Origin of the sequence: Flexibacter flexilis DSM 6793, assembly GCF_900112255.1 — a bacterium.
GTDB lineage: Bacteria > Bacteroidota > Bacteroidia > Cytophagales > Flexibacteraceae > Flexibacter > Flexibacter flexilis.
The window spans coordinates 1-23,005 of sequence record NZ_FOLE01000006.1 but is presented as its reverse complement, the minus strand read 5'-3'; the positions used below and the strand labels follow the sequence as shown (position 1 = coordinate 23,005).

Below are 23,005 nucleotides of genomic sequence, written 5' to 3'. Positions count from 1 at the left end.
TGTTTTGGGTTTAAAACAATAAACGCACACAAGCAAAAACTAATTTACTTTAGCAATTTCCCATTGAAAATCTTTGGGGTTAAATACAAACAAGTAACTGTCAGTAAGCACTTTAATTCAAAAATAATACCCAAGCTGGAAACAAAAACACGGCATCAGCAGCAAACCTATACCGCGAAGCCCTTCTAAAAAGTTTGGGTTGATACATGACCAATACAAGCCATAATGCCATTGCCATTTCTGTCATTTCTACCCAAAGCCAAATATGAGGCGTATGCTTTTGCCACATAAGCATAACCACGGATAACAATATTATTACTGCTAAAACATTAAAAATTAGCTTTATTTTTTTCTTCCCCCACCGATGAAACAATGCAGCTTGTTGCTGTTTGAGGTCGCGGTCGTACTCATAGTAAGTAAACAACAATAGATTGAGCAAGGCTATAAGCCCAAACACACTAGCAGCCCAATACCATGCCATAGAAGTTTGTGCGCCTTGCGCTTTCACGCTGCCCCAAATACCAGCACAATAAACAAAAGCAGTGAGAACTTCCTTAGGAAAATATATTTTGATGGGTTTGGGTAAAATTTGTACCAAAAGCAAGTATGCTACCACCGCTGCGGAAAGACGTAAGCCAAAAATCCAAACCGTATTGGGCAAAGATTGCCAAGCCACTACCCCACCAACCCAAATAGCCTGCGCCGTCAGTAGAGCCAATCCCCCAAAATGCTTAAAATAAAAACGGTGGCGTGTTGTAAGAATATCTGATTCTTTATTACCAAATACATCTAAAAGACGATCCGTACTATACACCACAAACACTGCCAATGCCAAACACACCGATACACTCAACTGCGGCAATACGTCCGATAAATGCTGAACCATTAACAGACTTAGGATTGCACCCAGTACGACATCAAAGTTAAGGTATTGGAGGATTTTCAGTAATGACATTCGCTAACAAATTGAAATAGGATAAACTATGCCACTTTTTGCTCATAGTTTTACAAAGGTAGTAAATCCACGCTACGATACCGAAGACTTTACCACAGCAGAGGCAAGAAAAAAGTGTACCACTCTTACTGTAATAGTTAAAAAACATAAGTCACAACTACTTACACTGCAAGCAAATGCAAAATGAATGTCGCTTCAAAAAACAATACACTACTTTACTATAAATCAACCATTTACAACAAAATGTATCTTATTTATTTCGAGCATTACCAATAAATATACTCCGCTGTTTCCTACTTTGCAGGCAAAAACATCGGTCATCATTTGGGCTAAAAGATTGACCTTCTTCATTTTGAACTGGCGCAAATTTACCAACAGACAACATCTCGACCACCAATCCAACAACGAACTGCACGTATTTTAGTTTATTTTGAATAAGGTAAAAGTCATTTTATAAAATCGCAACAATCTGAAAATCAGACAAGCCAATTCTCTCAGGCTTCTAAAACCTGCAAGAATTGGCTTGTATAAAAAGTAAAATATCTGTACTTCTATTATTTATTTGCTAATCGCCGCCAAAATTTCGAGCGCATTTTCTTTGTCGGCATAAAGAGCCACTTGCAAAGCCGCCAAATTGGCAAATTTTTCTTCCCAGCGCATAAACGCAATAACTTCCACCGTCACCGATTGGCCGTAAATGTCTTCTGCAAAATCAAAAATATTTACCTCAATGCTTTGCACGCCACTATTGTCCACCGTCGGGCGAACCCCAATACTCATCATTCCCCCAAACAAACGTCCGTCAGGGAGCATCAGACGCACCGCATAAACGCCCCTTGCAGGAATAAGTTTGTACGGGTCGGCAATGGCAATATTTGCAGTCGGGAAGCCAATAACGCGGCCAATTTGTTGGCCGTGCACCACTTCGCCCACAAACAGATACGGCGCACCCAAATAATGATTGGCCGTGTCCGTGTCACCCGCTTCGAGGGCTTTGCGGATGCGCGTAGAACTTACGCCCACTTCGTCCACATCTTGACGCGGAATCTCCTCTACCTCAAAGCCATACGCGGCGGCATTGGCCTGCAAATGCTCAAACGAACCTTCGCGATTTTTGCCAAAACGATGGTCGTAACCAATCACTAACTTGCGCGTGTGGAGCTTTTCGATGAGTATTTGTTGAATAAAATCTTGCGAACTTAAGGCCGCAAATTCTTTCGTAAAAGGCAATACAATTAGATAATCAAGCCCGAATTGCTCCAGACGATGTATTTTCTCTTCGTAAGAAGAAAGCAAACGCAAACCCGTATCCGTGCCGCCACTCAACACAATGCGCGGGTGTGGCCAGTAAGTAATCAACACGGTTTGTCCTCCGCAAGCGTCGGCAATTTCGCGCAAGCGTTTCAATATTTTCTGATGCCCCAGATGCACGCCATCAAACGTGCCAGCCGTTACGACGGCATACGGAATGGGCTGTATTTCCTCTAAACCATTGATGATTTTCACGATACTACGGGCTGGTTTATAGTAGTTATAATTGTTCTTGTTTTCTTCTTTGGTAGCACACAAACGCAAAAGGAATAGTGTTTTGTTCGTCTGCCTCAAAACTTTCTTCCGAAACCTGCTCCCACTGCACAGCGTCGGGCTGTTCCAAAAACGCATCGCCTTGTACGTGGGTTTTTACTTTTGTCCAATAAATGGTTTCCACCAAAGGCAACACTTGTCTGAAAATATCTGCGCCACCAATTACAAAAAGTTCGGTTTCGCCTTTTTGTTTGGCCAGCTCAATGGCTTGCGCCAAACTATGCACCACTTCCACGCCTTCGGCTTGCCAATTGGCGTTGGTAGTCAGCACGATATTCGTGCGTTTGGGCAAAGGTTTGCCGATAGACTCGTAAGTTTTGCGCCCCATCACGATACAGTGATTCAGGGTTTTTTGCTTAAAAAACTTCAAATCGGCAGGCAAGTGCCACGGCAAACGATTTTCGTGGCCAATCACGCCATTGCTGGACACGGCCACTATCATGGATATTTTCACAAGTCAATTTCAAATTTAAGGGCTGCGAAGGTAAGAACAAAGCCACAGATTACCAACGCGATATTTAATCGGCCACAAACTCCCACGCGCTGCGGTACGCTGCTTGTGCTTCGGAATATGCCAATAAGCCACCATAAAACGCGTCTGCTGCAAAAGTAGCACTGTCGCCCAGCACGATGAGTTTATGGCGTGCACGGGTTAGGGCTACGTTCATGCGTCGATAGTCGGCCAAAAAGCCAATTTCTTGGCGGTCGTTGCTGCGCACCAAACTAATCAGAATAATGTCGCGTTCTTGTCCCTGAAAACCGTCTATCGTGTTTACTGTCAGTTTTTTATTGCTTAACAAATCGTCTGCAAACACTTGCCGCAAATGCTCTACCTGCGCCCGATACGGTGAGATAACGCCCACAGAACATTGTCCAATATTGGGAATTTCGTTTTGGAGATTTCGCCAAATCTTGTGGAGCAATTGCGCTTCTTCGGGGTTGAAAATACCGCTTCCTTCGGGTGTATTTTTTTCCTCAAATCCACAACCTGCCGTATCTATTAGCTCAAAAGGTTGGGCGGCTAATGGCTTGCGTTGCTGCACCGATGGCGCACACGCCAATTTATTTTGATAAAAATATTCGCCCGAAAAACCCATAATCATTTGGTGCATACGGTATTGCGTATCGAGCATCACGGCGGCTTGCGGCTGCAAAGCAATGGCTTTTTCAAACAGCGTAATGCTCAAACCTTGCCTTGCTTCAGGTTGGTCGGTTTTGACGGTTGGCGGCAGTTGCTTGTGGTCGCCCGCCAGCACTACGCGTTGGGCTTTTTGTATCGGAATCCAGCACAACGGCTCTAAGGCTTGGGCGGCTTCGTCCACAAAAACCCAGTCAAACATCTTGTCCGACAGCGATTTGTGTGTACTGCCTACGGGCGTGCAAGTAATAATTTGCGCTTTTTCCGTCAGGTTGCCCACGATGTATTCTTCCGTTTTCTGAACCTCGTTCAGGAGTTTATACGCCTCATCAAACAACAATTTGCGTTGGTTTCGCTCATCGCGGCCAAAGTTGCGTTTGTAGCGCGAAGCCATGTTCCGAAACGCAGCAGCTTGTTTTTTGTATTCGTTAATTCGCTTGTATTCTGGGTGTTGTGTGATTTTTTGATCGAGTGTGTGCTGAATCGTTTGCTCGCTGATGCGGGCAGGATTGCCCAAACGCAACACGCGCAAGCCTTTTTCGTGGAGCTTGGCCGTTAGCAAATCTACCGCGTTGTTGCTGGGTGCACATACCAAAATTTGCGCGTCGGGCTTGGCAGCCAAACACAGCGCAATGGCTTCGGTGATGGTCGTGGTTTTGCCAGTACCAGGAGGGCCGTGTACGATGGCTATGTCTTTGGCCTGCAAAATTTTCTGCACAGCCTGCGCCTGCGCCGCGTTGAGGTTGGCAGGAACTACAAAGTTATTATCTTTCTCAAATTCAGGCATTTTATCGCCCAAAAGCACGTCGCGCAAATGTGCCAAACGGTTACTTTTGGCTTCAGTTACGGCTTTGAGCGTCTGGCGCATTTCCTTAAAACTCACTTCATCGAACAGCGCATCAATGCCCAATTTGCCGTTTTCTGCCCATTCGGGAAGTTCGTCGGCCTGCAACGTAATGCGCAATTGGTTGTCGCGCACCGCCGACACGATGCCCCGAATCCTGTGGCTTGGGTCGTTTTCGCGCGTACTGAACAGCATTGCCGCTTGTCCGTTTTGGAATTGGTGGCTTACGTCGCGGTTTTGTGGGCGTTCTACTTCCAAAGTGAGCCGCTCGGCGCGGTCGTAATAGCTTTCCCGAATCTGAATCGGATACCACGAAATACCTGTTTTACGGCGTTCCGAAAGCGGTACTTTTTGTAAAGTTTCTTCGTGTTGGGCGCGTTCGGAGGCTTCTTCGGCTTCGAGCCACTGGAGCAATTGGGTTATAGCAGGAAAAGAGGACATTCTTTATTTTGTTCAAAAAATTAAATCAAGTTCAAAAGTTTTTCTAATTGGTGAAATTCTATCCCAAAATAACTTTTGAGCTGTTGTATTTTGTGTAAAACTTCTGGATTTCGGGCTGTTGCGTCTTGGCGTTTTTCGGCGGTAATCATCACGTTTTTGGCGGTGTGTTCGGCAGAAATAAACTGAAAAACTTTGGTTTTGTAACCAAAATATTCCAGCACCAACGCCCTGATAGTGTCGGTTACCATTTCCGATTCGCGTTCCAAAAATATACCGTGTCGGAGCACGCTTTCCAGTGCGTTTTGGGGCTTGGCCGCTTCTATTTGTCGGCGGATTTGTTTGTGACAACACGGCGCAACTACTATCAAATTCGCTGCGGCTTCAATGCCTTTTTGGATAGCATCGTCGGTGGCCGTGTCGCAGGCGTGCAGAGCCACAAGCATATTTATTCCCTCACTGTCAAAGTCTTGTATTGTTCCTTGTACAAATTCCAGCCCCGCAAAACCGACATTTTGCGAAATCTGGTTGCAGAGTGTTACCATGTCTGGCCTGTATTCTACGCCTGTTACGTGGCTGTTTTGGTGCAGCGTGTTTTGCAAATAATCGTACAGCGCAAACGTGAGATAACCTTTACCCGAACCCATGTCTGCCACCCTAAAAGTAGGGTGTTTTGGGGTAGCCTCCAGCAACGGACGCAAGATTTCGATGTAATGGTTTATTTGCTTGTATTTGTCTTGGCTATTTTTGAAAACATTGCCTTGCTCATCGGCGAGTTTTAACTCAAACAAATAGCTGTTGGCTTGTGGCGTGATGAGGCGTTTTTTCTCGCGGTTGTGCGCCACCGAAATGCTGTTGGTTTGGCTCGCAGGCGTTTGTTTTAAAGTCGTTTTCTTGGCTATATCCAATTGCCAATCGGCTTGGGTGGTGGCCAAGTGTGCCGCTCGAAAACCATCAGTAAACCATTCTTGCAGCAGCTGGGCGGCTTGAGCGGTTTCGTAGTTTTTTACAATATCTCTGGTCTGGTACCGAAACGTAAAACTGAGTTTTTCGGCGGATTTGATAAGAATTTTTTTGATATAAATATTTTTCAAATCGGGCGTAGTGCCTTTGTAGTTTCCCAAAGAAGCCTTGACGAAGTGGTTTTCTGTAAGGCTTTTTTCGAGATTCTGTATAAATTTAGAAATGTTATTGTCGGGTTGCATTAGAAGAATAATATGTTGGCACAGAAGGCACAAAGGTAGTCAAATTGTGGGCAGCAAGCAGCACGGCCAAAATTAACGAGGTCGTTTTTTGGCAGATTGTTATTTTTAGGTAGATTTGTTTTCCAAAAAATTACTATCAAGTCAAAAATATTAAACCTTTCGATATGATTAAGCCAACAGTAAAATGGTTTGCAGTCGTAGCCATTGCAGCCACTTTCAGTGCGTGTGGAGACAGTGCTACGAAAAGTGCTGAAACAACAACGCCAACGGATACGGCCAGCCAAGCTGCCACTTACGAAAAAAATGTAGAAACTGTTATTGACGAGTTGCCGACGGCTTCGGAAATCCCTGCATTATTGGAAAGCACAGGCGCGGAGTATAACGCTACATTAGCCAATCCTTTGTCGAAAGAGTCGAGCTATACGACTACTACGGGCAAAGCAGCCTTGAATTTGGGTGTTTATGCGGCAGATTTATCGTATTTGTGTGTGTACGACAAGGCGCAAGATGCGTTATCGTACATCAAAACAGCTCAAAAATTGGCGCAACACATCGGCGTAGTTACGCCTAACGTGGAAGCGGTACAAAAACGCGTAGAATCAAATTTATCGAATAAAGATTCTTTGATTAGTATTGTAAATCAGACGATTGCAGTTTCTGATAAATATTTGAAAGAAAACCAACAACACAACGTAGCGGCGTTGGTGGTTGTGGGCGGATTTGTAGAAGGCCTTTATGTGGCGACAAGTGTTGCCGAAAAATATCCGAAAGATTTGCCTAAAGAAGTACGCAGCGGTGTGCTTACGCAATTGGTGCGCACGGTTGCCGACCAAGAAAAACCATTGGCCGACCTTGTAAAACTATTGGGTACTGTGCCAGCTTCGGCGGAAATTGATGATCTAAAAAAACAATTGGAAGAGCTTCAACAAGCCTATACTTCTTTGAATTTGTCTCAAAAAATTAAAGAAAATAAAGGCGATATGGTACTCGACGATACTACCATCGCGCCGATTGCAGCCAAAGTAAAAGAAATTCGTAACAAAATCGTAAGCTAACTATTTGTTGCATTTTAAATCCCTTACAAAAGGCCGAATGTCTATGTTATTATAGATTTTCGGCCTTTTTTATTGGATAAAATACGAAAACACATAATTTATGTATAAATTGCATCTTTTTAGAAAATTCCTGTCTGAAATAACTCTAATTACTGATTTGCTTTTTTAATCGTACGATATGAATGCACAAATACTACAAGCCATTATCAAATTACTGGCCATCATTGCAAGAGTAGATGGTGTGTCGGAAAAAGAAAGGCAGTTGATTCAGAAATTCCTGAACGACAACCTCAACGATACGGCAGTAGGTGCATATTTGAAGCTATTTGATGAGTTTTCGTCGGCGAATAATTTGGGTGGCGAAGAAATAGTACGCATTTGCACGCAAATCAATCAGGAACTTTCTATCAAGCAAAAAACCGTTATTCTGCTGCGCCTGACGGAATTGGTACTTTCTGACCATAGTTTGAGCGAAGGCGAAGAAGATTTTATGCAATTGATTTGCAAATCGTTCAACATTCACGAAAGCAAATACGAGGCTATTAAAGAATTTATGATGGCCGATAGTTTTCGCTCAATTTCATCGCCAAATTTGCTGCTTATAGATGGAGATGAACGTCGCCCAGAAACAGATATTAAACATTTTTATAAACCTCATTTGCGAAGCGAAATAGCTGTTTTGCACCTGACGGGAATAGAAATGTACTTTTTGCGCGTGATAGATCCTTACGCTTACGAAGATCTTTATCTCAACGGCGATATTCTGCGCGAAGATCATTTGTATTTGCTCAACAACGGGAGTGTAATACGTGGCGACAAACTCGAACCAATCTATTACAGCGAAGTAATCAACTGCTTCCTGAAAGGCGATAATAGTCAGCGGATTACATTTGAGGCTTGCGATATTTCTTATTATTTTAATAACGGAAAAAGAGGCCTAAGACACGTAAATATTGCCGAAGAATCGGGGACACTTATTGCCCTGATGGGTGCGAGTGGTTCGGGCAAATCCACGCTACTCAACGCCCTGAACGGCACGGTACGTCCGCAACAAGGCCAAGTGCTTATCAATGGCATAGACATTTACGAAAATAGTGAAGAAGTACAAGGCGTAATCGGCTATGTACCTCAGGACGACTTACTTATAGAAGAACTTTCGGTTTATCAAAACCTTTATTACGCAGCCAAACTCTGCTTTGGCAAAGCCACTGAAGGCGAGTTGAACCAATTGGTTTTGCAAACACTCAACAATTTGGGTCTTTACGAAATCAAGGATTTGAAAGTGGGGAATGTGTTGGAAAAAACCATCAGCGGTGGGCAACGCAAACGCCTCAATATCGGTTTGGAGCTTTTACGCGAGCCTTCCATTATGTTTGTGGACGAGCCGACATCTGGGCTTTCTTCCCGCGATTCAGAAAATATTTTGGACTTATTGCGCGAACTAACACTGACGGGCAAGCTGATTTTTGTAGTAATACATCAGCCTTCTTCGGATTTGTTCAAAATGTTCGACAAGTTAATTATCTTAGATTCAGGAGGTTATCAGATTTACTACGGCAACCCAGTAGAAGCCGTAGTGTATTTTAAGAAATTGGCCAACCAAATAACCAAGGAAGAAGGCGCGTGTAGTGCCTGCGGTAACGTAAACCCCGAACAGATTTTTAATATTATCGAAAATAAAGTCGTTGATGAGTTTGGCAACATGACCAACTTGCGACGCACTTCGCCCGAAAAATGGTATCAATCTTTTTTAGAAAATATAAAAACACCTACGGTTCAGCGAGTTATAGAAAAACCTGACAACACGCTAGATGTACCCAATCACCTGAAACAATGGTTAATTTTTGTTACACGTGACCTAAAAGCCAAGCTAAACAATACGCAATATTTGACGATTAATTTGCTGGAAGCTCCTGCGTTGGCTATTATTTTGTCGTTTATCGTGCGCTTTTATCGCCCCGACCAAGAGAACGGCTATCTGTTCGGCGAAAACGTAAACATTCCGTCCTACTTGTTTATGAGTGTGATTATCGCACTCTTTATGGGCTTGACTATCAGTGCCGAAGAAATTATTCGCGATGCCAAAATCCTGAAACGCGAACGCTTCCTGAATTTGAGCAAACACAGTTATTTTCTTTCCAAAACAGCCATTTTATTTACATTTTCAGCCATTCAAACGCTATGTTATATATGGATAGGCAACTGGGTGGTGGGTATTTCGGATACAGAAATAATTATTTCGCACTGGCTAGTGCTGTTTTCGGCTTCTTGCTTTGCTAATATGCTGGGTCTCAACATTTCTGCTACGTTCAATTCGGTCGTTACCATTTACATTTTGATTCCAATTTTACTCATTCCACAACTGATTTTGGGTGGAATCGTAGTGAAATTTGATGAAATAAATCCAAGCGTTGCTGGACAAGGAAAAGTGCCAATTGTAGGCGAGTTGATGGCTTCGCGTTGGGCTTTTGAGGCTTTAGCCGTTACTACTTTTAAAGAAAATCCTTACGAAGAACTTTTTTATAACGTAGAACAAAAACTCTATTCTGCTGAATATAAGAAGACGTATTATATACCTGAGCTGGTGAGTTATTTGGAAATGTGCCACAATTGGGCGCAAGAAGGCAAATGCAAAAGCCCTGAATATCTGGATAAATTGGCGGTTTTGCGTACAGAATTACAATTAGAACAGCCCTTACACCCAAGTATTAAAATGCCTGATTTGGTGTTGCTTGATGCGGATAAATTCGGAGAAAATTCGGTAGTGGCATTTAAAACCTATCTGGACGAGGTGCGCAAAAATTATGTAAAAGAATATAACACAGCCACTTCGCAGCGCGATGCCCTGATTTATGAACGTACCAAAACCGATGAGTTACGCGCCCAATTCATTGCTTTACAGCAAAAAAACCATAACGAAACGGTTAAAACCTTGGTTACAGGTTCTAGCATCGAAAAACGCATTGTGGAGTACAATGGCCGTTTGGTACAAAAAATTTATCCTGTGTACGTAAATCCCAAAGAACACACACATTTCTTTGATTTTAGCTCTCATTTCTTTGCCCCAACAAAGTATTTTGCAGGTCGTTATTTCCCAACGCTATATTTTAATATTGTGGCAATTTGGTCAATGTCGCTATTTTTGTACTGGGCTTTGTATTTTGGTTGGTTGCGCAAGCTCATCAACTTGAGACTTTTCCGCAAAGAAAAATATTAATAAGAGCCTGACATACAAGCCTTTTTTAGCATTCTTTTCAATAAAAAATAAAGTGGAGTATCCCAAACTTATCTTAAAATCTGGCCGCGACCGCGCCATGATATTGCGTCACCCTTGGATTTTTTCGGGGGCAATCAAAACGTTACCACAAGCCGAAAACGGAGACATTGTAGCCGTTTGCGACAACGACCACAAATTGTTGGGCTACGGGTTTTTCTCTTCTCAAAGCCAAATTAGTTGCCGTGTTTTTGAATATACTACACAGCCCAAAAGCTTTGATACAGCCGATTACTGGATAGAAAAAGTGCAAAATGCTTATACACTTCGCCAGAAATTTGTGCTGGAAACCAGCCCAAAACCAACTGACTGTTTCAGGTTATTGCACGCGGAAGGCGACTTTTTGCCTGGTGTGATTGCCGACGTGTACGGCTCGGTGGTGGTGTTGCAAGTACTTATCAAAGGCACGGAAAAAATCAAAGATTATTTGATTGAAGGCATTCGCCGCATCGGTTACGACAAAATTTATTTGAAAAATAAACAAAATACCGAGTGGCTCGAAGACGTGCAATTGTCTAACGGCTGGCTTTCGGACGATAAAAATCCTGAGCAAAAAATCGAGGTGTTGGAAAATGGCGTTAAGTTTTTGATTGATTTTGAAAAAGGTCAAAAAACAGGCTTTTTCCTCGACCAACGCGACAACCGCGAGTTGTTGCGCTATTATTCGGCTGGCAAAAAAGTATTGAATGCGTTTTGTTATACTGGCGGTTTTAGTGTGTATGCGTTGGCTGGCGGAGCTACGAAAGTAGATTCGGTGGATATTTCCAAAGATGCCGTAGCCGTTTGCGACCAAAACGTAATGCTTAATTTTGGAGAAAATGCGCCGCACGCTTCGTTTGCCGAAGATTGCTTTGACTACCTCAAACGTTGCACCGAGCAATACGACATTATGGTACTCGACCCGCCCGCATTTGCCAAAAATGCCCGTTCTGTACCGAACGCCACACGCGGCTACAAAGAACTTAACTTAATGGGATTCAGGAAGATAAAAAGCGGAGGTTTGATTTTTACGTTCTCATGCTCGCAACACATCGACACGGATTTGTTCCGCAAAATCGTGTTTGGGGCAGCCGCCGACGCGCGTCGCAACGTGCGTATTTTGCACCAATTGCACCAGCCTTCCGACCACCCCGTCAATATTTATCACCCCGAAAGCGAATACTTGAAAGGTTTGGTTTTGTACGTGGAATAAAGCCCACACAATAAACTGACCATCGATTTCGATATAATGTAGCCAAGAAACCCAACATACGGCAGATAATTGCGGTGTTGGGTTCTTGATTTTGTATTAAAAATCGTACCTTTGTCCTCATTATGCTTAATCCGAAAAAAATAAGTAGTTTTTTCATGGCTTTGCTCCTGCTTGTGGTGCTGGGAGCTTGTAGTAAATTTCAGAAGTTGCAACGCGAAGGCTCTGTGGAAGAGAAATACGATGCGGCTATGAAATATTACGAAAAAGATGACTTTTTCAGGGCTTCTGTGCTGTTGGAAGAGTTAATTCCTGTACTCAAAGGAACAGAACGCGCCGAACAAGCTCAATTGACGTTTGCGTACTGTAATTATTATCAGGGCGATTTGATTTTGAGTGCGTTTTACTTCAAGAGCTTTGTGGAAACTTATCCGCGTAGCCAGTTTGTAGAAGAAGCGGCATTTATGCAGGCACTTTCTGAGTATCAAGATTCTGCGCCTTACAACCTCGACCAAACGTCCACGTATTCGGCTATCGAGAATTTGCATAACTTTATGATGCAGTATCCAGAATCTTCGTACAAAGATACTTGCAGCGTACTGACCGAGAATTTGCGTCAGAAATTAGAGCGCAAAGCCTACGAAAATGCTAAATTGTACCTGAAAAAAGAAGATTTTAAGGCGGCTATCATTACGTTTGATAACTTCAAAAAAGATTTCCCTGAATCAGCTCATAACGAAGAAGTTACCTACTTAAAAGTGGAATCGGCATACTTGTTGGCGCGTAATAGCGTGGCGGCCAAGCAGCCAGAACGTTATGCCCAAGTAATAAAATTTTACCAAAATTTCGTAGATAGCTATCCGAAGAGTAAATTTGTGCGCGATGCCGAACGAATGTACGACAACGCAACGGCCAGAACCGCCCCTACAGAGAAGAAATAATTAGGTTTTTAATATAAATTTCACATAAAAAATGGCAGCTACTGCACGTTCTAACAATTCCAAAACAAAAAGCGTTGGCGACGCTGTGCCTTCGTCTATCGTTACCCGCAACATGGTAAAGTTTAGCGAACCAACAGGCAACGTTTATGAGTCTTTGAACATCATCGGCAAACGCGCTCGTCAGATTTCTTCTGCGATGAAAGATGAGCTTAACTCTAAGTTAGCTGATTTTGCTTCTACGGTGGACAACTTGGAAGAAGTATTTGAGAACCGCGAGCAAATCGAAATCTCGAAATACTACGAAAAACTTCCAAAACCAACGTTGGTTGCTATTGAAGAATTTTTGGACGGCAAGGTGTATTTCCGTCATCCAGAACCTGACGCAGAAGCAGCCCCAACAGCAAAGAAATAATTGTAAGTTTTTCTTTTAGTGAAAAGCCGTTCAAATTTATACTTGAGCGGCTTTTTTTTATGCTAAATATTCGCTCATAGTCTGTGAAAAGCATTTTAGATTACTTAGTTTTGCAAAAAACGATATTGTATTATTTATGAAAGGAATTATTCTGGCTGGCGGCTCGGGTACGCGCCTACACCCGCTTACGTTAGCGGTAAGTAAACAGCTTATGCCTGTTTATGATAAACCCATGATTTATTACCCTTTGTCGGTACTGATGCTTTCTGGCATTCGCGAAATCCTGATTATTTCTACACCGCACGATTTGCCACATTTCCAAAAATTGTTGGGCGACGGTAAAAATTTGGGCTGTTCGTTTAGCTATGCCGTCCAACCAAGTCCAGACGGTTTGGCGCAGGCCTTTGTCATTGGAGAAGAGTTCATTGGCAACGATAAAGTAGCCTTGATTTTGGGCGATAATATTTTTTATGGTTCGGGTATGCCCAAGCTACTGCAAGCCAATAGCGACCCAGACGGTGGCGTAGTGTTTGCTTACCACGTACAAGACCCCGAACGCTATGGCGTAGTAGAATTTAATGAAGATAATCAAGCGATTTCTATTGAAGAAAAACCGCTGAATCCGAAATCAAATTTTGCTGTACCAGGCCTTTATTTTTATGATAATGAGGTAGTAAATATTGCCAAAAACCTCAAGCCAAGTCCACGCGGCGAACTTGAAATCACCGACGTAAACAAGGTATATCTCGAACGCGGCAAACTCAAAGTAGGCGTGTTGGATAGAGGTACGGCATGGCTCGACACTGGTACTTTTACTTCTTTGATGCAGGCTGGCAACTTTGTACAGGTAATCGAAGAGCGTCAGGGGCTGAAAATCGGCTGTATCGAAGAAGTGGCGTTCCGTATGGGCTACATTGATGCCGACCAATTGCGCAAAATTGCGCAACCTCTCGTAAAAAGTGGCTATGGCAAATATTTGGTAGAATTGGCCGAGGGCAAGTAATTTGCTGCACGAAATTTGATACAAAACCCCAAACCGCAATAATGGCTTGGGGTTTTTTTCGTTAATCGAATAGAAAAACACTTGTAATCCTGCCAATTTTGTAGCTAATTCGTTCATCTGAAAAAATATTCTTGATGCGCCATTTTTGTTGTATTTATATTTGGGTAAACCGTCTGGGCAAAAATCCGCTGACCCACGTGTGTGTACTGGCTTGTTTTTTGTCGGGTTGTGTGAGTGCTACTTTTTTGGAGAAAGATAAATATTTGCTCACGCGGCAAGTAGTGAAAGGCAACAAACACAACTCACAAGAAGAAATAGAAATGCTTTTTCAACAAAAAGGCAACCGTAAGGTATTGGAGTCTATGCCTTATCTGTACGCTTATTTTGCGGGGAAAAAATTCTACAAACCCGAAAAAATCAAGGAAGACATCGAAAAAACAAAGTTGCGCTATGCCACCAAAATTCATGCCGACACCCAAAACGTAAAGCGTGTAACGAAGCTGGAGGCCAAACGAGACAAGAAACTACAAAAGCTCCAAACCAAACTCGACGAAGGCAACTGGATGATGCGCGTAGTAGGCGAACCGCCCGTAGTGTTGGATACGCTCCAAACCCAAAAAACGGCGCACGAAATCCAAACATATTTGTTCAATCAAGGATATTTTGACGCGCGGGTTTCGTACAGCTTCAAAGAGCGATTTCGCAAAATCACGATTACTTACCAGATTACAGAAAACGAACCCCACAAGATTTATAAAGTTCAGTACGTTACCGACGACGCACGCATACAACATTTGTTGGACAGTACAGCCAAGCAAGTGTCCGTAAAGCCCGACGAAATTTATAAACAAAATAACCTTATCTCCGAACGCGACCGCATCGACAGACTACTTCGTAATTCGGGCTATTTTGCTTTTAGCCGCAAATACATCAGTGTGGTAGCTGATACGGCTTTGCCTGATACTTTGCGCCAGAAATTTTACGGAACAAGTCTTAAATTTTTGATTCAAAACCCCGCCAACGGCCGACATAAGCCATACAGGATCAATAATATACGATTTTTTATAGACAACGACAGAGGCACAGCCCCCGACACGACGTGGACGTATAATCAGGTTTTTTATAAAACAAACGAAAGAGATTTTTCGGATAAAATAGTAGATACCAAGATTTTGCAGCACCCGCCCGAATGGTACAGCTATTCCAAAATCCAAAATTCGCAGGCACAATTGGCCAGCATGGACATTTACAAATTCGTGAATTTTAATTTTGACAGTACAGGCGGCAAACTCAAACTAAACATCTTTACGAGCCGTTTGCCTCGTTACCAAGTCTCGGACGAATTGGGTTTGGTGGTGAGTCAGGGTGCGCCAGGCCCGTTTGTAAATGGGACGTTTAAAGTACGTAATGTTTTTCGATATTTAGGAATTTTTGAATTGGGCGGACGCTATTCGCAAGAAGGGCAACTCAGTGCCTTTCAGTCAGATAGGATTTACAGAGCAACGGAATGGGGCTTTAATGCATCTCTTTCGTTCCCTAATGCGCTTTTGCCTTCCAAGCTCAGTCAAGAACTAAATCCGTATTCGCCGCGCACGCGTTTTATTGGTGGTTATACCTCTGTTACGCGCCCCGAATATGCTCGTAACATTATTAAAGCCTCGCTTACTTATACCATTCAAACTACACCTTATTCACAGATTGGTGTTACGCCCATAGATGTAAGCGTGAACCATACCAGAAACATTGATACAGATTTTCGAGATTTTCTGATAACACAGGCCATTAATGGCAACAGCCTGATAATGAGCTTCAATAATTCGCTAGTTACTAGTTTCGGGGCGTATTATATGCACAATACCAACCAAACAGGTTCGCACAAGCGTTCTAAATATTTTAGAGTAAATGCTGAAATTGGTGGTTTGCTGCCCAGTTTTCTGAACAAAACAATTTTGAAGAATAATAGCGAAGAACTTTTCAAGTTGCAATACTATCGCTATGTAAAAGTGAATGCGGACTTCCGATTTTATCAGCCTGCCTCCAAATCTACTATGATTGCCGCCCGCCTCAATGCAGGGGCTGCCGTTCCTATTGGACAGTTTGCGGGTAGCTCTACCGCTACTTTGCCTTGGGAAAAATATTTTTTTAGTGGAGGAAGTAACAGTGTGCGTGCTTGGGCTCCGCGCCGTTTGGGGCTGGGTTCGTACACCTACCGCGACGCTTCGGGCAAAGCTACTTATCAGTACGAACAAGCAGGCAATATCATCATGGAAGCCAATATCGAATTGCGTCAAAAGCTGTTTGGTTTTGTGGAAACGGCTTTGTTTGCGGACGCTGGCAACACATGGGCACTGACGGAATCAGAACAAAATGCGGGAGCGCAATTTCGTGCTACGCGTTTCTGGGAACAAATCGCATTGGGTGTTGGGGCTGGCTTGCGCCTGAATTTCTCGTTTATGATTGTGCGCTTCGATGTAAGTGCAAAAACCTACGACCCTGCCGAGACGCTCAACAAACGTTGGGTGCTGCACAAATGGCGCGACAAAGGCCAAACGTTGCTTAACGTGGGGATTGGTTATCCATTTTAAACAAAATGCCGATACGCAACATTTACGCGTATCGGCATTTTTGTTTCAGATTAACGATTCATCAAATCTTCGATTTCGTCCACTTCCACAGGAATAGAAGCCATCAAATCGCGGTTGCCGTCTGGCGTAATCAGGATATTGTTTTCGATGCGAACGCCTAAGCCTTCTTCACGAATATAAATGCCTGGTTCGCAAGTAAACACCATGCCTGCTTCGAACGTGTGGTATTTGCTGCCCACGTCGTGCACGTCTAAGCCCAAATGGTGCGACGCGCCATGCATAAAATATTTTTTGTAGGCGGGCACGTCAGGGTTTTGGTTTTTGATGTCTTGCAAACTAATCAAGCCCAAATTCACTAATTCTTCTTCCATAAACGCGCCTACTTCTTTGTGATAATCAATCCAATTGTTACCCACCACGAGGCGTTGGATAGACTTGCGCATCACACGCAACACGGCGTTATACACTTCTTTTTGGCGTGGCGAAAAACGACCGTTCGCAGGTACGCAACGCGTTAGGTCTGAAGCGTAATTGGCATATTCGGCGGCTACGTCCAACAAAATCAAATCGCCATCTTTACAAATCTGATTGTTTTCGATGTAATGAAGCACGCAAGCATTCGCGCCCGAAGCGATAATCGGCGAATACGCAAAACCTTTGGAACGGTTGCGTACAAACTCGTGGATAAGTTCGGCTTCGATTTCGTATTCGGTTACGTTTGGTTTTACGAAACCCAGCAAGCGGCGGAAACCTTTTTCCGTGATGTTGCAAGCCTGCTGAATCAATCCCACTTCTATATCCGATTTGATGGCTCTGAGGCGGTGCATAATCGGTGCGCTGCGTTCGTAGCGGTGCAACGGATAACGTGCTTGGCACGATTTGATAAAACGGGCATCACGTGTTTCTACTTCTATCACCGCACGCGTGTGTTCGTTGGTGTTGAGGTACACATTTTCGGCCTCACTCATCAGAATTGGCAATATTTTTTCAAAGTCCGAAAGCCAGTAGATCGTCTGAATACCAGAAGTTTCGCGGGCTTCTGGTTTGGTGAATTTATGGCCTTCCCAAACGGCGATGTATTCGTTGGTTTCGCGCAAAAAAAGCATTTCGCGGTATTGCGGCTCGTGCGCGTCGGGGAACAACACCAAAATAGATTCTTCTTGGTCGATGCCCGAAAGGTAAAGCAAATCGTTGTTTTGGCGGAAAAGCATCGTGCCGTCGGCGTTGGTCGGCATGATGTCGTTAGAATGGAAAAAGGCAACGGATTTGGGCTTGAGTTGCGCCGCAAAGCGTTTACGATTATCTATAAATAACTTGGAGTCAATTGGTAAATATTTCATTGCTACGAAAAGAAAGATTAACAAAATAGTATTTGTGCCAATGGCAACTATTTGCAAATCTTAGAAATTTTCTCGTAAAAAAAAGCCTTTGGCCTAAGCAGATGAAAAAGTTTTGTAAAAACACAGCACTCCACCCCGCAACATTATGTACACAAAGCAATTACTGCGGCATTGGTATATTGTACATATTACCGAAACAGTGTTTTTGTTTTCTGTTTGGATAAGCTAACATTTTTTTGATATATTGCCACTACACACCATCCAAACTTGTAATTTCAGATTACGTTTTGCGGTGTCTGCCAGACAGCAGTTTATTCATTAAAAAAAGTTATCCAATAAAAAGAAACGTTATGTATTTGACGTACAAATCATTATTGGAAAAGCATTTAAACTAAATTGATATTTATCAAAAGACACAATAGCTCAACAGTTTACCATACAATATGCAAAACAGCCTTACACCAACCACCCAAACCAACTCGCGTCGCAACTTGCTTGTAGAAGTGGCGTGGGAAGTTTGCAACCAACTCGGCGGCATTTATACCGTTATTCGCTCTAAAGCTCCTACGATGATGGAAAAATGGGGCGATGACTATTGCCTTATCGGGACTTATTTACATAAAAACGTTTCGGCAGAATTTGAACCAACCGACGATTTGAGCGGCGTGTATGGCCAAGCCGTACAACGTATGCGCGAGGCTGGTTTTGAGGTACATTACGGCACTTGGTTAGTAACGGGGCGGCCTCGTGTGGTACTTTTCAATCCATTTAGTATTTATAACAAACTCGGCGCACTCAAATACGAACTTTGGGAGCATCACGATATTGCATCGCCCGAAGGCGACGACTTGTTCAGTCAGGTGGTGGCTTTTGGGTATTTGACCAAAGTCTTTTTGCAAACCCTCGAACATTCGCCGTTGGCCGCCGACTGCAATATTTTAGCGCATTTCCATGAATGGATGGCCGCCATGCCAATCCCTGACCTACGCCGCCAAAATACGCGTATGGGTTTGCTATTCACCACACACGCCACACTATTGGGGCGTTATGTGGCCATGAACGATCCGTTTTTTTACGACCGACTATCTCATATTAATTGGTACGAAGAAGCGCAACGCTTCAACGTAATAGCCATTGCCAAAACCGAACGCGCCGCCGCACATGGTGCGCACGTCTTCACGACTGTAAGCGAGGTAACAGCGCAAGAATGTATTCATTTCTTAGGAAGAAAACCCGACGTAATATTACCAAATGGCCTTAATATTGAGCGGTTTACAGCTTTACATGAATTTCAGGTATTGCATCAGCGTTTCAAAGAGCAAATCAATCAGTTTGTGATGGGGCATTTTTTCCAAAGCTATTCTTTTGATTTGGACAATACGCTTTACTTTTTCACATCTGGCCGTTTTGAGTACCGTAATAAAGGTTATGACCTCACGCTCGAAGCTCTCGCGCGGCTCAACTGGAAAATGAAACACGCGGGCATAGACACGACTGTCGTAATGTTTTTTATTACCAAACAGCCGTTCCGTTCTATCAATTCGCAGGCTTTGCACTCTCGCGCCGTGATGGAGGAAATACGCCAAGATTGCGAGGCGATTGTAAAACAAGTGGGTACAAAATTATTTCATACGGCGGCGGCCAGCCAAGAAACCAAGCTGCCCGACCTTAATGAGTTTGTGGACGATTACTGGAAACTGCGTTTGCGCCGTACGATTCAGTCTTGGAAGTCGCAGCAGTTGCCCTCAGTGGTTACGCACGATTTGGAGAATAGCGATCATGACGAAATTTTGCAGTTTTTGCGCAAATCCAATCTGGTGAATCACTACGACGACCGCGTAAAAATCGTCTATCACCCCGATTTTATTGCTCCAACCAATCCACTTTTTGCCATGGAATACGGCCAGTTTGTGCGCGGTTGCCATTTGGGTGTTTTCCCAAGTTACTACGAGCCATGGGGTTATACGCCACTCGAATGTATTGCCAGTGGTGTACCAACCATTACCAGCGATTTGGCGGGTTTCGGGGATTATGTAGAAAAAGCCATGCCCGACCACGACGACAAAGGCATTTATATGATTCATCGCCGCGACAGGGGTTTCTATGAAGCCGCCGAGCAAATGGCCGAAATCATGTTTGATTTTGTGCAACTCTCGCGCCGCGACCGCATTGAGCTGCGCAACCGCGTAGAGCGTTCGTCCAGTGATTTTGATTGGCAAAACTTAGTAACTTATTATAACAAAGCCTACGATGTGGCATTGGAGCGCGTCGGCGCAAAGAATTAACTCCCAAAAAGAAACCCTATAAGGCTCATCACTTTATAGGGTTTCTTTTTATGGAAAAATTGTGCGTGGAAAATTACTGTCCCATGCGGTCGAAAGTATAACTTATCGAAAACATAATTTGGCGGCCACCACGCGCAGGCATTGAATTGATTCCAAATTGAGGGTCCGCCATCATGACTTTTTCATTCAAAAGATTCTTGCCATAAACGCCTAATTGTAAGCCTTCTAAGGCTTTGCCATTCAATATTCGGTACAAATCTAATTGCACTTGCGCCGAAAGCCAATGAAACGACTGGATAGCAGGATTCAGGCGAGGCATTAGAGCCGTGCCGTATTGGTTTGTGCGCAATGTTCCTTGAAAGAAGCTATCAAAAATACCAACCATTATACCATTTCCATTGTAAGTAATACCCGCTTTGGCCATGCTTTGTGGCGTAGCCTGATAGTCGCTTACTTCATAAATAGTGTCCGTATGAGCCGCTGTTTTTGCATTTACCTTGTCGAGGCTGCTCATGGCCGTAAACGAACCTTGCATATTAAAATAACGGTTCAAATTATACACAAAATCAAACTCTAAACCCTGCGAAATACGCTTACCCGTATTGATAATCAGTTCACTTGTAGGCAAATGGGCATCTATGGCCGCTTGTGCCGAGCGGTTGATCAGGTTGTTTTGGTCGCTATGGAAATAGGTCAGCGATGAGTTAAATTTATTGTTTTTATCTTTGAAGAAAAGCATTATTTCCGTTGTACGAATTTTTTCGGGTTTCAAATTTTTATCTCCAAAAACAAAATCAACCTTAATAAATCGCTCCGAGGATGAGCCTACCCGAAAAGCTTCTCCATACAAAATTTTAGTCCCGATTTCGTCCGAAAAATTATAAATCGCACCCAAACGCGGCACAAAATCGGCTTTGATTTTGGGGACTTTATTCACTTGGCCACCTGCCACTAATTTAAGTTCGGGCAATACTTTGTAGTCGGCTTGCACGTAGCCCGAATACCAAACTTCCTCGTAAGGCTCAATGATATACGGCGCGTCAGGGTTTTTGCCCAAATGATCGTTGTAGATATTAAAACTACCAAATCCAACGGCTTGATAAGGCGCGGCAGTTGTTTTGTCTTTTTTGAGGCTAATCGGAAAAGTTTGTTCGCCGCTAATGCCGTTGGCGAGGCCGCCAACCAACAAATTACCTTTTGTGCCAAGTTTGAAGGTGTTAGTAAATTCGCCAATCCAGTCGGTAGAAGTCGAAACGGCAATATCATCGTTGGCGTCTTCGCTGGCTTCGGTGAGTTTGGTGCGGTTGAAAGTGCCGTTTACAGCCAAGTTCCAGTTTTTGGTAATGTCTTTGCGGTAGCCCAAATCCCCAAAAAACACTTCGTTGATGGCGTTATAATCTTTGTACACTTGTGACGTATCGCCATTTTTGGTAATGCTTGTGTAGCTCGACCACGATTGCGGGAAGTACATGGCGCGTTGCTTACTGTTGCCATAATATGCACTGGCTGTCAGGTCTTTGTATTTCATATTCAAATCTGCCCCGATACCTTCTTGTAGCATTTTGATGGTGCGCGTAACACGTGGAGACGAACCAAAATAGCCATTGTCGGAAGCTGTAAAATCCCAACCTTTTTCTTGTAACGCATTAACGCCGCCACTAATGGCAAAATGACCAAACTTTTTGCCTGTTACAGCCGAAATCTGCGAACGACCAAAGCCGCCCACCGATGCGGAAACCGTCGAATTTTGTTTGTCGGCTTCTTTAGTAATAATATTAATTACGCCCGTATAAGCCCCCGTTCCGTATAGCACCGAACCTGGTCCGCGAATGATTTCGATGCGAGTAATACGCGCCAACGGGTACATCAAGTACAAGGCCATGCGGATACCACCACCAATGTTATCGCGAAAAGGTCGGCCATTGATAAGCACCAACACATGGTTATTGTAATGCGTAGTAGCATCGCCGCGTATCGAAACCACATTGTCGGGCAGCAAAGCCGAACCCATAGAATAAACACTCGTTACGCGGTCAAGCAAATCCAAAATATTGTTTGCCCCATAGCTTTGAATATCGTTTTGGGTGATAATGGAAAAAATGGCGGGCGCATCGCCCAATTTTTCATTGTTTTTGGATGCGGTAGAGACCTCTATATTCATGAGCTCTTCCAGCGATAGCATTAACAAGTTCTCATAACGCATCGTGTCTTCGGCTGTAGGAACAATTTGTGCAAGTGCCGAAACAGACATCATGCTAATAAAAACAAAAAGTAAGATTTTTTTCATAAGAAGATTCAAAAACAGTACGTTATACAAATAGATTATTCTATAATCGCCAAATATATGTTTTTGATTTTGTGGTTATATTAAGCCTAAATTATGCTTCGTAATCGCCTTACTATCAATAATATTGGATGATTTTTTTTGGCACACTTTACATTTATCCATCAGATAAATATAAGAAGTTATTTTATAATGATATAAAAGCAATCAATGAGTATTGGATGTGCAGGCACTAAAAATCACTGCTTTACCACAAACATTAAAATTGCCTTGGTGCGTATCATTTATTTTATTTCCCATAGACACGTATTTCAATGCGTGTCTTTTTTGCGTGTATCTTTTTCATCAGCGCGTCTCTGTTTTCTTCCCCTCCCCACTGGGGAGGGGTCGGGGGTGGGGTTTTGTGTCGGGGTGGGGTTTTTGTGTCGGGGTGGGGTTTTTGTGTCGGGGTGGGGTTTTGTGTCGGGGTGGGG

15 protein-coding genes are annotated in these 23,005 nt (G+C 43.4%); 8 read left to right on the top strand and 7 right to left on the bottom strand.

What is annotated here, in order from left to right; all coding sequences use genetic code 11:
- Positions 1–112: 112 nt before the first annotated feature.
- From BM090_RS10475 to BM090_RS10455, 5 genes are all read right to left on the bottom strand, one after another.
- Complete coding sequence (locus BM090_RS10475; protein WP_143083944.1) at positions 113–955, bottom strand: hypothetical protein; 843 nt, start codon at positions 953–955, stop codon at positions 113–115.
- A 558-nt stretch (positions 956–1,513) separates the two neighbouring features.
- Entirely contained in the window at positions 1,514–2,461 is a 948-nt protein-coding gene (locus BM090_RS10470; RefSeq protein ID WP_091512839.1) for a bifunctional riboflavin kinase/FAD synthetase, read from the bottom strand.
- Between the two features lie 25 nt (positions 2,462–2,486).
- Positions 2,487–2,993, bottom strand: a complete 507-nt coding sequence (locus BM090_RS10465; protein ID WP_091512159.1) for a dihydrofolate reductase — start codon at positions 2,991–2,993, stop codon at positions 2,487–2,489.
- Between the two features lie 64 nt (positions 2,994–3,057).
- The gene (locus BM090_RS10460; protein WP_091512155.1) at positions 3,058–4,962 is read right to left on the bottom strand and encodes an AAA domain-containing protein; all 1,905 of its coding nucleotides are present in this window, start codon (positions 4,960–4,962) and stop codon (positions 3,058–3,060) included.
- A gap of 20 nt (positions 4,963–4,982) precedes the next feature.
- Complete coding sequence (locus BM090_RS10455) at positions 4,983–6,164, bottom strand: class I SAM-dependent methyltransferase (protein ID WP_091512152.1); 1,182 nt, start codon at positions 6,162–6,164, stop codon at positions 4,983–4,985.
- Positions 6,165–6,328: 164 nt separating this feature from the next.
- Here BM090_RS10455 and BM090_RS10450 point away from each other — a divergent pair, with 164 nt between their 5' ends.
- From BM090_RS10450 to tamL, 7 genes are all read left to right on the top strand, one after another.
- Positions 6,329–7,219: a hypothetical protein gene (locus BM090_RS10450; protein ID WP_091512149.1), complete on the top strand. Its 891-nt coding sequence runs from the start codon at positions 6,329–6,331 to the stop codon at positions 7,217–7,219.
- Between the two features lie 178 nt (positions 7,220–7,397).
- Positions 7,398–10,436, top strand: coding sequence for an ATP-binding cassette domain-containing protein (locus BM090_RS10445; RefSeq protein ID WP_091512145.1), 3,039 nt, complete (start codon positions 7,398–7,400; stop codon positions 10,434–10,436).
- Between the two features lie 52 nt (positions 10,437–10,488).
- Positions 10,489–11,685 (top strand): class I SAM-dependent rRNA methyltransferase, encoded by a 1,197-nt coding sequence (locus BM090_RS10440; protein WP_091512141.1) that lies wholly within the window; start codon positions 10,489–10,491, stop codon positions 11,683–11,685.
- Positions 11,686–11,840: 155 nt separating this feature from the next.
- Positions 11,841–12,623, top strand: coding sequence for an outer membrane protein assembly factor BamD (locus BM090_RS10435; protein ID WP_221405380.1), 783 nt, complete (start codon positions 11,841–11,843; stop codon positions 12,621–12,623).
- A 31-nt stretch (positions 12,624–12,654) separates the two neighbouring features.
- A complete protein-coding gene (locus BM090_RS10430) occupies positions 12,655–13,035 on the top strand; it encodes a DNA-directed RNA polymerase subunit omega (protein WP_091512134.1) in 381 nt (126 codons plus the stop codon).
- 136 nt (positions 13,036–13,171) lie between these two features.
- On the top strand, positions 13,172–14,038 hold the full coding sequence (gene rfbA, locus BM090_RS10425) for a glucose-1-phosphate thymidylyltransferase RfbA (protein ID WP_091512131.1): 867 nt from the start codon (positions 13,172–13,174) through the stop codon (positions 14,036–14,038).
- Between the two features lie 134 nt (positions 14,039–14,172).
- On the top strand, positions 14,173–16,623 hold the full coding sequence (gene tamL / locus BM090_RS10420) for a translocation and assembly module lipoprotein TamL (protein WP_091512127.1): 2,451 nt from the start codon (positions 14,173–14,175) through the stop codon (positions 16,621–16,623).
- 50 nt (positions 16,624–16,673) lie between these two features.
- On the opposite strand, the gene BM090_RS10415 is transcribed toward tamL, so the two are convergent.
- Entirely contained in the window at positions 16,674–17,963 is a 1,290-nt protein-coding gene (locus tag BM090_RS10415) for an aminopeptidase P family protein (protein ID WP_091512836.1), read from the bottom strand.
- A gap of 443 nt (positions 17,964–18,406) precedes the next feature.
- Between BM090_RS10415 and BM090_RS10410 the strand changes: the two genes are divergently transcribed.
- Positions 18,407–20,248: a glycosyltransferase gene (locus BM090_RS10410; protein ID WP_091512123.1), complete on the top strand. Its 1,842-nt coding sequence runs from the start codon at positions 18,407–18,409 to the stop codon at positions 20,246–20,248.
- 73 nt (positions 20,249–20,321) lie between these two features.
- Here BM090_RS10410 and BM090_RS18835 read toward each other — a convergent pair whose 3' ends face one another.
- The gene (locus tag BM090_RS18835) at positions 20,322–22,535 is read right to left on the bottom strand and encodes a TonB-dependent receptor plug domain-containing protein (protein WP_091512120.1); all 2,214 of its coding nucleotides are present in this window, start codon (positions 22,533–22,535) and stop codon (positions 20,322–20,324) included.
- Positions 22,536–23,005 lie beyond the last annotated feature (470 nt).